Raw genomic sequence first — 13,438 nt, forward strand, 5'->3', positions numbered from 1 at the left:
GCCTCTGTGATGTCGCCGGGGCCGCTGTCCTCACCAGAGGTGGCCTCGGTCATCGCGACGGCCTCCTGCGTCGGGGGGCATCACCGAAATAGCCGTCCCGGCCGGCCGAGTAAGCCGTGCCGTTGCCGCTGATGTGGTTGGTGACCCCGGAACGGTCCCCGTGGTGGTGCTCACCGCCGTTGACGGCCGTTCCGTGGTTGTCGCCGCCCATGGTCAGCCCGCCGTGGTTGTCACCGCTCACGATGTTGCCACCGTGCAGGTCCCGGTCCGCGGAGCGGCCGTCCCTGTCCTGAGGATTCTGCGGCTCCCCGCTTCCCTCCGAAACCCTGGGCTCGGCGTCATGGGGGTCCAGTTCGCGGAGCCGGTGAACGTTGTGCCCCGGCAGGTGGAGGTAGGCGCGGTACTCATCGGTCTTGTCCTTGGCGCGGACGAGTCGGAACCCCTCGGCGGAGGGTCCGCCGTACCCCTGCCCGATGTAGTCGTCGAAGACCCGCTCCGAGACGATCACGCCGAGATCCGCCTCGGGACACGCGGCCATGGCGGCGCGCAGCGCGTCGGCCCCCACCATCCGCCCGGACTGTACGGCATGACCGCCCGGTGAGCCGGCGGCGCCGTCCACATGGATGGGTCCGTGATGCACCGCCAGGCGCATCCGCAGGCGGAAACGCCCCCGGTTGACCGACGCGATGTTCTCGGCGAGGGCGGTGACGAACGACCCGAGGATCGTCGGCACGTCGGTGCCGGGCGGCAGGACGGTGAACTCCCCGTCTCCCTGGGGCTGGCGCTTCCATTCGTCCGGCTCCAGTCCGGCGGTGACGGCGGCGACGTCGAGCACCCCCTTGAGGATCCGCTGCAGCCGTACCTGGTCGCCGTCGTTACGGTCGCCGTAACGCTCGACGTCCGAGGTGATCATCAGGCGGTGTTCCCGTTGGTCGATCATGTCTCCTCCTGACTCCGTGGCCGCGTGGTCGCGCGCCTGTGCCGAGTGTGCGGAGGATCGACGGCGGGAAACCCGGATTAGTACGCCTTCGGGGGCGGATTATTCGGCGAAAGCGGATCCATGTCGGCGAAGGCCATGAGTCCGGGGAGGTCGCTGATGACGACCCGTCGATGCCCGACCCGCAGCACCAGCCCCTGTTCCGCCAGCTCGCGCAGGGCCTTGTGTACGGTGCTCTCCTTCGCGCAGATCAGGTCACCCAGCTCCACCTGGGTGAGAGGGACACCCAGATCCACGCCCTCGAGCACCCGGTGACCGTGCCGGGCGGCCACGGCCAGCAGCAGCCGGGCCAGGCGCACGTCGCTGCCGTAACCTGCGGACTCCAGTCGCCGCTGGTTCGCCCAGCGGAGCCGGTCCCCCATCAGCACGCTCAGAGCCAGGGCTGCCGAGGGATGGCGACGCAGGTAGCCGAGGAAGACCTCCCCTTTGAGCAGCCTGGCGGAGGTCACCCCGCAGGTGGTCACTGTCGCCGAACGCGCCGAGCCGTCCAGCACCGCCATGTCACCGATCACATCTCCCCTGACCCGTACGGCCAGCAATGACTCCGTGCCGTTCTCGGTGGAGGCGATCACCTTGACCAGACCATGGACGATGACGAAGACGACACTGCCCGGCTCGCCCTGACGGATGAGCGTGTGGCCGGCCGGGTAGGTGCGGACCGTTCCAAGGTCGAGCAACGTCCGTCTCGCCTCTGTGGGCAGTCGCGCGACGAAGGTGTCCGACGGCCACGAGGACACTTTGGGGGAAGCCGGAACCCGTCGCATGAGCCCTCCGGAAAGCGAGGTGACACACCGTCAGGACGCACATGCCATCCGCAGAATCTCTACCGCCGAAAATTATAACGAAATAATAACTACTACACCGATCATGCCTCTCGCAGCGGACAAAAAACAATCAATGCATTCGCCATATTTTTCACTTGATGCCGAAAGTGAGTGCCATCGTTTAAATATCCACCCCTGGGATCTCCGCGGCGACGCGCACGGCCCTCCGAGGTTGTCAGACGGTGGCCGTTTCCGCCGGGACGCACAGGGGCCGGGTCCGGAGCTGATAGGAGACGGCGGCGACGGCCAGTGCCCAGCCGTATCCGCCGAACGCCAGCGACGCCGCTCCGCCGATGCCGAACAGGTCGTCGCTGAGAAGACCCGCGCCCGCGAGGATTCCGCTCCCGACGCCGTACAGGGCGAGGGTCGGGGCGATCACCCAGACCGGTGCCAACGGCAGGAACCGGGGCACCCGTCTGCCCGCGAGCCACAGCGTCCAGCGGGGAAAGACCATGCCCCACGGCCGGACGAGTCCCAGCAGCAGGAACACGGCGAGCCCGACGCCACCGGCTCCCGCCAGCACCATGGACCAGGTCGGCCGGAACCCGTTGGGTTCGATCCCGGGGACACCGGCCGCGCCGAGGACGTGCAGGAGGAGGTACGGAAGGAACGCGCAGCAGCCGATGTAGGCGATCCACCGCACCGCGGAGGGTGCCGCGTGCGGTGCGGGATGCCGCCGTCCCGACGTCCGCGGCGGATGCGCCCGGCCGCACCGGGGGCAGACGCCGGCGCTGCGACGGGCGTGCGCCAGCGCGGTGGCCGCGAACAGGGCTCCGACTCCGGCCAGGCATGACCGCTCGGCGAAGGTCACCCAGTCGCTGTCGCCGTGCCGGTCGGTGACGGCGCCGGTCAGGACCAGCTGGACCAGGTCGAGCAGCACCCAGCAGCTCCCCACCAGGGCCAGCGCCGCCACCCCCCATGCCCCCGCTGAGACGGCACCGGGTGGTAACCGTGCACCCCACGGGCACACGGTGGCGGCCGCGACAACGGACCCGATGAGCAGCACGACCGCACCCGGCACCGTGACGTCGGGCAGGCCGAGGTCGGTGACGCCGAGGAACGACCGATACCCCATGAATATGGCCACCAGCAGCGCACCGCCGTACACGGCGGCCGTCCCGCTCGCGGCGTGACCCGCCCACGACGCCCACCGCCGCCACCATCCGAGCGGTGACACGACCGCTCGGTCGTCGAAACGCTGCTTCACGCGAACCTCCGCGAACCGGGGAGAAACCCTCGGAGTCTGCTCCACCGCGCCTTTGGTTTCGCTGAGAGGCGCTGAGAACCTCCTCAGCCGTTTCGGGTGCCCTGTCCGGAGGCAGGCCATTCGCCTGCCTCCGGACAGGGCCGTGGTCACCGCCGGAGCCCGCACGCCCCGGCAGGGGGCGGGCGGGCCGATCGGGCGGGCCGCCGGGGCCGGAGGCGCGGTTCCGGTCCCGGCGGGGTTCAGGCGGGTGTCAGTACCGGCGTCAGTACTGAACCTTCAGGGTGGCTCCGCTGAAGGTCTGCGCCGCGTGGAGGCTGATGTAGACGTAGCCGGCGGGCGGGTTGTTGACGGTCAGGGTCTCGGCGTTGCCCGCGTTGGCCGACCGGGCCGTGTAGTTCGCAGTGGTGGCCCAGGAGGCGGAGCTGTAGTAGAGGTCGGCGTTCCCGGTGCCCCCGGAGGAGGTGATGGTCAGCTTCGTGGTGCCCGCGGGGACGTTGAGGTAGAAGTAGGCGTAGTCGCCGGCGGTCGCCGACACGTTGCTGCGCTGGCAGTTCCTGCCCAGCTCGTCGGTCCTGGAGGCGGTGCACTCCGGGGTGCTGCTTCCGCCGGTGGTCACCGTGACCTGCTGCGTGCTCGTCCCGGTGGCGCCCGCGTTGTCGGTGACGGTGAGCTTCACCGGGTAGGTGCCCGCGGCGGCGTAGGTGTGCGAGGGGTTGGCCGTGGTCGCCGTCGTCCCGTCACCGAACTCCCAGCGGCGGGAGGCGATGGTCCCGTCGGGGTCGGAGGAGGTGTCGGTGAAGTTCACGGCGAGGCCGGTGGCGGTGAAGGTGAAGCTCGCGCTCGGCGTCTGGTTGCCGCTGCCGCCGCCCGCGCAGGAGCCGGACGCGCAGGCCGCCAGCCACGTCTGCCAGTCGCTGTCGTAGCGGCTGCCGATGGTGCCGGTCAGGAAGGTGCGGGCGGCGTTCCAGTTGCCGGTGCGGTAGTAGCCGAGGACGGTGGTGACGTCGGCGGGGTGCCTTTCGAACATGTACCGCACGGCGAGGTAGCCCCAGCGGTAGATGCGGGTGGTGTCGTGGGAGTAGGTGGTGTTCCACAGCGTGCTGAGCGCGTAGGTGCGCCTGGCCGCCTCGGTGATCGCGGCGTCGTAGACGACCCCGCGGTAGGAGTAGGAGACGTACTCGGCGAAGCCCTCGATCCACCAGATGGTCGGCGTGGTGACATTGGCGTTGAAGTCGCCGTACATGTCGAAGCGGCCGTCGAGGTAGTGGGTGTACTCGTGGTTGAGGTTCCAGATCTGGAAGGCCGGCCGCACCCATTCGGCCTCGTAGGCGATGAACCTCGGCTGGTTGCCGGCGGCGGACGGGTCGCCCTCCAGGTACATGCCGCCGTTGTTGGTGTCGATGCCGAACATCGCGCCGGCGTAGGTCTGGTAGTCGGTGCTGGAGTCGAAGACGCAGACCTCGATGGTGGTGTTGTTGTCGCCGGAGACCGGGCGGTTGCCGTCCTTGACGAGGTTGTGGAAGTAGGCGTCCTGGCTGGTGAGGCTGCGGCAGCTGTCGGCGAGCTGGGTGGACGTCATGTCCTGGGCCCGGATCTTGATGCTGGAGCTGCAGGTGTAGTTGATGGTCAGGACGTTGACCGCCAGGGTCTGCGCCAGGTTGCAGGTGCCGTAGGAGGAGCAGTTGGCCTTGTCGTAGGAGTCGGTCATCTCGGCCACGCCGACCCAGAGCGGGGCGGTGGGGCCGGTGATCCGGCTGCGGGAGAGCAGGTCCTTGGCCATCGGCCGGACCTTGGCCTGCAGGGCGGTGTGCTGCAGGAAGCGGCCGAGCTCGCGGCCGGCGTTGGAGGCGAGGTAGCTGCGGTCGGTGCCGAGCAGGGAGAGGTGGCTCGTCGCGAAGGCGTTGAGGGTGTCCAGGACGCTCGGGTCGGCCTGGACCGCGGTGACGAACGCCGGGACCTGGTGGCCGCGGAAGAGCACCGTGTAGACGTTGTTGACCGCGTTGAGCATCCACCAGTGGGCGTCGTAGGAGCTGTCGTAGCCGTTGAGCAGGCGCTTGACGACCCCGAGGTAGCGGTCGTTCTGCTGGGCGCTGTCGATCAGGGTGACCGCCTCGGCGAGGACCTCGCCGTTGGCGTCGCTGACCGTGAAGGCCCTGGAGTTGCCGAAGAAGCCGTCGAGGCCGGAGCGGATGGCGGTCTGCAGCGTGGGGCCGTAGGTGCCCACGGTGGCGGAGTCGTACCACTGCACGTAGTAGCCGGCGCGCAGGTACAGCACGAGCTGGGCGGTGCCGGTGCTGTTGTCACCGGGGTAGTTGACGGCGTTGTCGCGCAGCGCGTACGCGACGCTGGCCATCTGCGACTCGCGGAAGGCGTAGTAGGCGTCACCGCCGGTCAGGCTGAACAGCGTGTTGACGCAGTCGGTGGTCGAGGACTTGATCTGCTGGACGAGGGCGCTGCCGGATCTGCTGGTGAAGTCGCTCGCGTTGCACGCCGCCGCGGCTGCCGCCGTCTTCGACGACTTCGCCGAGGGGCGCGGATGCTCCGACGTGCGGGCGGGCTTGTCGACGGTGCGCCGCAGCGCGTCGTCCGACGCGGGCCTCGGGGGGCGTGCCTCGACCTTCCGTGAGGACGCGTCCGCGTGCCGGGCGTCGTCGGCCGCGTCCACGCCGACGGGCGGGGGCTTGTCGGCGGTGCGGGGGGCGGGGGCGGCGATCGCGGGAACCGGGGCCGCGGCGGAGGCGGGGGACGCCGCCAGCGGCTGGAGGACGATTCCCAGGGCGAACACGGGTGTGAGCAGCGACCGCAGACGCTTTCCGAGTTCGCCGGGGGGTGGTTTGATCGACAACTGAACCTCCGGGGGGTGTTCACGACGGCGCGCGAGATCGGCCCGGTCAGCCGGGGCGAGGTGGTGAGGGGCAGGCGGCCCACGGGGTCGGGGGGGTCGCCGTCCTTTCGGGGGGTTCCGCTCCCGGAAGGGACCGGGGAGCACGTCTCCCGTGGCCTCGTGACCGGGCGCGGGCCGTCGCCGCAGGACGGCGCCGGCTCCCCGCTATGGGGTCCCGCGTCCCGGTGCCTTCACCGGTTCGCGCGCTTATGTCGCAGTTTGCTCGGGAAGTTCATGCGATGGTCATCAGCCGTCACATAATTCTTGGCTATGGAGCTCGACATCAGGCATCTCCGCACGATCTGTGCGATAGCGGAGATGGGAAGCGTCACCCGCGCCGCCGCCCGGCTGGGCCTGTCCCAGCCGGCCATGACCAACCAGCTACGCCGGGTCGAGGAGATCGTCGGCGGGGCGCTGTTCGTGCGCAGCCACTCCGGGGTGCAGCCGACCCCGCTGGGCTGGCAGGTCGTCGCCCGCGCCCGCATCGTGCTGACGGAGGTGGACGCGCTCTTCGGCGACCTGCGCGTCCCCACCGCGGTGCAGACCCTCCGGCTGGGCTGCGCGCACCTGTCCTGCGTGGGGAGCATCGTCGACCGGATCGGTGAGCGGCTTCCCGGGCACGAGATCTCGCTGCGCATCGAACCCTCGGCGACGGTGCTGGCCACGGCGCTCGCGCAGGGGCAGCTCGACGTGGCCCTGCTCGGCATCGTCGAGGGGTTCGACGTCACGCTGACGGCGCCGGTCACCGGCCGTACGCTCGTCCCCCGGTATCCGATATTCGTCGCCCTGTCGGCGGATCACCGGCTGGCCGGACGGGAGGAGGTACGGCTCGCCGACCTGCGGGACGAGCACTGGATCAGCCCGCCGGGCGCCGACGACGGCTCGCTCGCCGCGCTGCGCGCCGCCTGCCGCGCGGCCGGGTTCGAGCCCGACGTGCGCTACGACGCCCCGAGCGGCGCGGGCCGGCCGCTGGTGGCGGCGGGCCTGGGGGTCCGCCTGGTCGATCCCACCTGGCCCGCCGCGCCCGGTACGGTCGTCCGCCCGCTCGCCGGTCAGCCGCAGACCGCCAAGCTGACCGTGGCCTGGCGCCGGGACCGGCTTGGCACCGAGCAGGCGGCGGAGCTGTACCGCGGTCTCGCCGACGCCTACACCGACCACGTGGACGACAATCCACTGTTCCGGCGCTGGTGGAACGCCCATCCCGAGGTGCATCCGCTCATCTGACGGCCGGACCGGGGTTGTCCGGCCGGGGGCCGGAAGCCATCGGGCGGAGAACGGGAAACCGCGGGACCGGAGGGCGGGAAAGCCGCCGGACGGGACCGGAGAGGTCGCGGGGTCCAGGACCGGGAAAGCCACCGGACGGGACCGGAGAGGTCGCGGATCCCGGGAGCGGGAAAGCCGCCGGTCGGGACCGGGGAAACGGAGGGAACACCGGATCGGGCGAATTACGGATCGGTAACGCACTATTGCCGGTAATATTTCACATTACTATGTTACGTGTCACTCGCGCTCTCCCCCCACAACGACGTGGAGTGACACATGTCCGTGAAGACCACGGCGGCCCCCTGCCTTCTCGCGCTGGCGGTGCTGCTCGGCACGGCGGCCTGCGGCAGCGGCGGGACGCCCGCCGCCGGGCGTTCCGGGAACGGCTCCCAGCCCCCGGCCGGTGAGGCCACCAGGGGCGGGACGCTCACGATCCTGTCCAACCAGGACTTCTCCCACCTCGACCCGACCCGCAACTGGACGATGCCGGAGATGGACTTCGGCCTGCGCTACCTCTACCGCTCCCTCGTCACCTACCGGTCCGAGCCGGGACCGGCCAGCCTGCAGATCGTCCCGGACCTCGCCACCACCGTCGGCGAGATGTCCGACAGCGGCATGACCTGGACCTTCACCCTCAAGGACGGCCTCAAGTACGAGGACGGCTCCCCCATCGTGGCCGCCGACGTCAAGTACAACGTGGAGCGGTCCTTCGCCCCCGAGCTGCCCGGCGGCCCCAACTACGCCCGCCTGGTCCTGACCGGCGGCGAGAAGTACCGGGGCCCCTACCGGGACGGCCCGCTGAAGTCGATCGAGACGCCCGACGACAAGACGATCGTCTTCCACCTCAACCGCCCCGTCGCCGAGTTCCCGTACTACGCCACCCTGCCGACCTTCGCGCCGGTGCCCCGGAGCAGGGACACCAAGGCACGGTACGACAACCGCGTCTTCTCCTCGGGACCGTACAAGATCGACACCTACGACCGGGGCAAGCAGCTCGTACTCAGCCGGAACGAGCACTGGGACCCCGCCACCGACCCGGTCCGCAAGGCGCTGCCGGACAAGGTCGTCGTCAGGCAGGGCCTGCGGCAGAGCGTGATCGTGGACCGGCTCATCGCCGACCAGGGCGAGGACCGGACCGCGGTCACCTACGCCGACGTCAACGGCGAGAGCTTCGCCAAGATCCTCACCAACCCCAAGGTCAAGGCGCGCTTCCACAACGAGATCCGGGGCTGCACCGACACCCTGGCCATGAACACCGCCAAGGCGCCCTTCGACGACCCGAGGTTCCGCCTGGCCCTGCAGTACGCGATCGACAAGGAGGCGTACCAGACCGTCAAGGGCGGACCGGCCGCCGGCACGGTCGCCACCGCCTACCTGCCGCCGTCGCTGTCCGCGGGCGTCCCGCAGGACACCCTGAAGATCCCGCCGACCGGTGACGTGGCGAAGGCCAAGGCGCTGATCGCCGAGTCCGGCGTGGCGACGCCGGTCAGGATCACGCTGTACGCCTCCACCGGCGACAAGGGGGCCGCCACCGCGATCCAGGAGTCGCTCAAGCGCGTCGGCGTCGAGACCGAGATCAGCACCTTCGACCCGTCGGTCTACTACGACACCATCGGCGACACCGCCAAGTTCGACGGGCTGGCCCTGTACGGCTGGTGCCAGGACTACCCGTCCGGATCCTCGTTCATCCCGATGCTCTTCGACGGCCGCACCATCACCGACAAGGGCAACAGCGGCAACGTGTCCCTGTTCCGGGACAAGGAGACCATGGACGGGATCGACGGGATCCGGGCCATGACCGACCTCAAGGCCGCCGACCGCGCCTGGGTCGGCCTGGACGCCGAGATCATGAAGAAGGCTCCGATGATCCCGCTGCTCTGGATCCGCAAGCCGCTGCTCACCGGCTCCAAGGTCGGCGGCGCGTTCGGCCACCTGATCTGGTCAGGCCAGTTCGACTACGCCACCCTCGGGATCAGGAAGTGACCACCGCCGCACCGCAGGGGGTCGCGACGGCCGTCGCGGCCCCCGCCGTCCGGGGCCGCTCCCCCGGGCGCATCGCCTACGAGCGGCTCCGGCGCGACCCGGCCGCGCTCCTCGGCCTCGCCATCGTGACGGTCTTCGTCGTGGCGGCGCTCGCCGCCCCGCTGCTGACCGGGCTGAACGGCTGGCAGCCCGAGACCTTCGACAAGAACGCGATCGACCAGGCGCTCGGCGGGGTGCCCAAGGGTGACTTCGGCGGGATCGGCGCCGAGCACTGGCTCGGCGTCGAGCCGGGCAACGGGCGCGACGTCTTCAGCCGCGTCGTGTACGGCGCGCGGGTGTCGCTGCTGATCGCGGTCGCCGCGACGGCCGTCACCGTGCTCGCCGGCACCGCGGTCGGCCTGGTCGCCGGATACCTCGGCGGCAGGGTCGACACCGTGCTCAGCCGGATCATGGACCTGGTGATGTCCTTCCCGAGTCTGATCTTCATGCTGGCCCTGCTGTCCATCGCGCCGGGCACCGACCGCGTGCTGCTGCTCGTGCTGATCATGAGCGTGTTCAGCTGGCCGTACGTCGGGCGCATCGTGCGCGGGCAGACGATGAGCGTCCGGCACCGGGAGTTCGTGGACGCCGCGCGGGTCAACGGGGCGAGGGGACCGCACATCCTGCTGCGGGAGATCCTGCCCAACATCGCCGCGCCGATCCTCGTCTACACGACGCTGGCGATCCCGGCCAACATCGGCACCGAGGCCGCGCTGTCCTTCCTCGGCGTCGGCGTGCGGCCGCCCACCCCCTCGTGGGGCCAGATGATCGACAACGGGCTGCTCTGGTACCAGGTCGCGCCGACGTACTTCATGATCCCCTGCGTCTGCCTGTTCCTGACCGTGCTGGCATTCACCCTGCTGGGCGACGCGCTGCGCGACGCCCTCGACCCGAAGGGAGGCGGCCGATGACCCGCTACCTGCTGCGGCGGCTCGCCGCGGTGGCGGGCGTGCTGCTCGTCATCTGCGCGGTGACCTTCGCCGTCTTCTACGTGCTGCCCTCCGACCCGGCCACCCACGCCTGCGGCAAGACCTGCACCCCGGAGCAGGTGGCGCTGGTGCGGACGCAGATGGGCCTGGACCGGCCGGTGTACGAGCAGTTCGGCGGCTACGTGGCCGGGATCTTCACCGGCCGGACGCTGGGCGACGGCCCGGCCGCGCTGGAGTGCTCGGTCCCCTGCTTCGGCTACTCCTACCAGAACGCGCTGCCCGTCTGGGACCTGCTGACCGACCGCCTGCCGGTGAGCGCCTCGCTGGCCCTCGGCTCGGCCGTGCTCTGGCTGGCCGGCGGCCTGGCCGTCGGGCTGGTCGCGGCCCTGCGCCGGGGGACCACGCTCGACCGCTCGCTCATGGCCGCCACGCTGGCCTCCGCATCCGCGCCGGTCTACTTCACCGCGATGATGCTGCTGCTGATCCTGGTCCAGCGGCTCGAATGGCTGCCCTACCCCGACTACCGGCCGTTCGCCGAGGGCCCGGCCGCCTGGGCGGGCAACCTGCTGCTGCCCTGGATGACGCTCGCCAGCCTGTACGCCGCCATGTACGCCCGGCTCACCCGGGCCTCGATGATCGAGACGATGGCGGAGCCGTACATCAGGACGGCCCGCGCCAAGGGCCTGTACGAGCGGACCGTCGTCACCAAGCACGGCCTGCGCTCGGCGCTCACCCCCATCGTGACGATCTTCGGCATGGACCTGGGCGGGCTGCTCGCCGGGGCCGTCATCACCGAGCACGTCTTCGGCCTGCCCGGCGTCGGCCAGCTCACCTACGACGCGATCTTCAAGGCCGACCAGCCCGTCGTGCTCGGCGTGACGCTGCTGGCGGCGTTCTTCATCACCCTGGCCAACCTCGGCGTGGACCTCGTCTACGCGGTGATCGACCCCCGTGTGAGGTACGCGTGATCCTGCGAGTGAGAGACCTGCGGGTCGCCTTCCCCGCCGGGACCGCGGTGGACGGGATCGGCTTCGACCTGGACCGGGGCCGCACGCTCGGCGTCGTCGGCGAGTCCGGCTCCGGCAAGTCGGTGTCGTCGCTGGCCATCATGGGCCTGCACCACGAGGCGGCCGTCTCCGGCTCGATCGTCTTCGACGGCGAGGAGCTGGTGGGCGCGCCCGCCTCCCGCCTCCGCGAGCTGCGCGGCCGGCGGATGGCGATGATCTTCCAGGATCCGCTGTCGTCCCTGCACCCCTTCTACACCGTCGGCGAGCAGATCGCCGAGGCGTACCGGCTGCACCTGCGCGTTTCGCGCCGGGTGGCGCGGGAACGCGCGGTGGAGATGCTGGCCGAGGTGGGCATCCCCGAGCCGAGGCGGCGCGCGGGCGAGCACCCCCATCGTTTCTCCGGCGGCATGCGGCAGCGCGTGATGATCGCGATGGCCCTGTCCTGCGAGCCGGACCTGCTCATCGCCGATGAGCCGACCACCGCCCTGGACGTGACCGTGCAGGCGCAGATCCTCGAACTGATCAGGAGGATCCAGCGGGACCGCGGCATCGCCGTCATGATGATCACCCATGACCTGGGCGTCGTGGCGCGGGTCGCCGACGAGGTCCTGGTGATGTACGGCGGCCACACCGTCGAGCACGCCCCGGTGCGGGAGATCTTCAGGTCTCCCCGGCACCCCTACACGCAGGGGCTGCTCGCCTCCGCCCCCCGCCTGCCGGCCGGAGTCGCGGAGGGCTCTCCGGATCCGGCGGGCGAGGGCTCTCCGGGTCCGGCGGACGGGGGTACGGCGAGCAGGCTCGTGGTGGGCCCGGCGGGCGGGGGCGTGCCGGGCGGAGGCGTGGCGGGACCGGCGGCCAAGGAGCGGCTGAGGGCCATCCCCGGCAGCCCGCCGTCGTTGCTCGCGCCGCCGTCCGGCTGCCGGTTCCATCCCCGCTGCGCCCGCTACGCCGCGACCCCCGACGACGCCTGCGTCACCGAGGCGCCCGAGCTCCGCGAGCTCCGCGAGCTCCATGGGATCCGGGAATTTCACGAGGTCCGTGCGGGCCGCGTGCTCCGGCTGGTGGACCCGGAAGGCCCCCCGGCCGGGCCGGTCCACCGTACGGCCTGCCACCTGGACGAAACCCCTGGAGGCCCGCGATGACCGGGACGTCGCCCGTCCGGCCGGCCGACGCGCCGGACGCCGTACCCGACGCGGCGCCGGAAGCGGGGCCCCGGTCCACGCCGCTGCTGTCCGTACGGGACCTGCGGATGACCTTCGGAAGGCGGAACGGGGTCAGGGCCGTGGACGGCGTCACCTTCGACGTGTGGCCGGGAGAGACCCTCGGCCTCGTCGGGGAGTCCGGGTGCGGCAAGTCCACCACCGGCCGGATGATCGTCCGGCTGCTGGAGCCGACCGGCGGCACCGTCGCCTTCGACGGCCACGACATCACCCGGCTCGGCCCGCGCGGCATGCGGCCGTTCCGCCGCGACATCCAGATGATCTTCCAGGACCCGTTCGCGTCGCTGAACCCCCGCCAGACCGTCGAGCGGATCGTCTCCGGCCCGACGCGGCTGCTGGACCGGCGCGGCGTGATCGAGCTTCTGGAGATGGTCGGCCTGGGCGCCGAGCACGCCGACCGCTACCCGCACGAGTTCTCCGGCGGCCAGGCCCAGCGCGTCGGCATCGCCCGCGCGCTGGCGTCCCGGCCCAGGCTGATCGTCTGCGACGAGCCGGTCTCGGCGCTGGACGTGTCGATCCAGGCGCAGATCGTCAACCTGCTGGCCGACCTCCAGCGGGAGCTGGGCCTGGCGTACCTGTTCATCGCCCACGACCTGTCGGTGGTGCGGCACGTCTGCGACCGGGTCGCAGTGATGTATCTCGGCCGCGTCGTGGAGATCGGCTCACGCGACGCCGTCTACACCGCCCCGGCCCACCCCTACACCAGGGCGCTGCTGTCGGCCGTACCGGTCCCCGACCCGGAGGTGGAGCTCGCCCGCGAGCGGATCGTCCTGCCGGGCGACCCGCCCAGCCCCGCCGACCCGCCTCCGGGCTGCTCCTTCAACCCGCGCTGCGCCATGGCCCAGGACGTCTGCCGGACCGAGGCCCCTCCCCTCGAGGTCCACGGCCCGGGAGACGCGGGAGACGCGGCGGAGAGGAAGGCGGCCTGCCACTTCGCCGGCTGACGGCGCGCCTCCGTGCGTCCGGGGTCGCCGGGCGCACGGAGGCGCGCGGGAGTTCCGGGCCCGGAGCGCACGGAAGCCTCGGACCCGGAACGTGTGGGCCCCGCAGCACGTAGGGCCCGGACACACGGGACCCGGAACGTG

The 13,438-nt window shown here is 71.0% G+C and carries 10 protein-coding genes; 6 read left to right on the plus strand and 4 right to left on the minus strand.

Annotated elements, in window-relative coordinates; translation table 11 throughout:
* Nucleotides 1–49: 49 nt before the first annotated feature.
* The 4 genes from AB0D67_RS21735 to AB0D67_RS21750 form a co-directional block, all read right to left on the minus strand.
* A complete protein-coding gene (locus AB0D67_RS21735) occupies nt 50–940 on the minus strand; it encodes a hypothetical protein (protein WP_362938425.1) in 891 nt (296 codons plus the stop codon).
* A gap of 77 nt (nt 941–1,017) precedes the next feature.
* On the minus strand, nt 1,018–1,674 hold the full coding sequence (locus tag AB0D67_RS21740; protein WP_362938428.1) for a Crp/Fnr family transcriptional regulator: 657 nt from the start codon (nt 1,672–1,674) through the stop codon (nt 1,018–1,020).
* A gap of 322 nt (nt 1,675–1,996) precedes the next feature.
* A complete protein-coding gene (locus tag AB0D67_RS21745; RefSeq protein ID WP_362938431.1) occupies nt 1,997–3,028 on the minus strand; it encodes a hypothetical protein in 1,032 nt (343 codons plus the stop codon).
* 262 nt (nt 3,029–3,290) lie between these two features.
* Nucleotides 3,291–5,873 (minus strand): collagenase, encoded by a 2,583-nt coding sequence (locus tag AB0D67_RS21750; RefSeq protein ID WP_362938434.1) that lies wholly within the window; start codon nt 5,871–5,873, stop codon nt 3,291–3,293.
* A 309-nt stretch (nt 5,874–6,182) separates the two neighbouring features.
* On the opposite strand from AB0D67_RS21750, the gene AB0D67_RS21755 reads away from it, so the two are divergent.
* The 6 genes from AB0D67_RS21755 to AB0D67_RS21780 all read left to right on the plus strand — a co-directional run bounded on the left by AB0D67_RS21755 (nt 6,183) and on the right by AB0D67_RS21780 (nt 13,297).
* Entirely contained in the window at nt 6,183–7,136 is a 954-nt protein-coding gene (locus AB0D67_RS21755) for a LysR family transcriptional regulator (protein WP_362938437.1), read from the plus strand.
* 315 nt (nt 7,137–7,451) lie between these two features.
* Nucleotides 7,452–9,158, plus strand: a complete 1,707-nt coding sequence (locus AB0D67_RS21760; protein WP_362938440.1) for an ABC transporter substrate-binding protein — start codon at nt 7,452–7,454, stop codon at nt 9,156–9,158.
* A complete protein-coding gene (locus tag AB0D67_RS21765) occupies nt 9,155–10,108 on the plus strand; it encodes an ABC transporter permease (RefSeq protein ID WP_362938443.1) in 954 nt (317 codons plus the stop codon). The genes AB0D67_RS21760 and AB0D67_RS21765 overlap by 4 nt, the downstream gene beginning before the upstream one ends.
* A complete protein-coding gene (locus AB0D67_RS21770; protein ID WP_362938446.1) occupies nt 10,105–11,094 on the plus strand; it encodes an ABC transporter permease in 990 nt (329 codons plus the stop codon). Before AB0D67_RS21765 ends, AB0D67_RS21770 begins: the two co-directional genes overlap by 4 nt.
* Entirely contained in the window at nt 11,091–12,275 is a 1,185-nt protein-coding gene (locus AB0D67_RS21775) for an ABC transporter ATP-binding protein (protein WP_362938449.1), read from the plus strand. Before AB0D67_RS21770 ends, AB0D67_RS21775 begins: the two co-directional genes overlap by 4 nt.
* A complete protein-coding gene (locus AB0D67_RS21780) occupies nt 12,272–13,297 on the plus strand; it encodes an ABC transporter ATP-binding protein (RefSeq protein ID WP_362938452.1) in 1,026 nt (341 codons plus the stop codon). Before AB0D67_RS21775 ends, AB0D67_RS21780 begins: the two co-directional genes overlap by 4 nt.
* Nucleotides 13,298–13,438: the final 141 nt, after the last annotated feature.

Source organism: Streptosporangium sp. NPDC048047 (assembly GCF_040653115.1).
In the GTDB taxonomy this organism is placed as follows: domain Bacteria; phylum Actinomycetota; class Actinomycetes; order Streptosporangiales; family Streptosporangiaceae; genus Streptosporangium.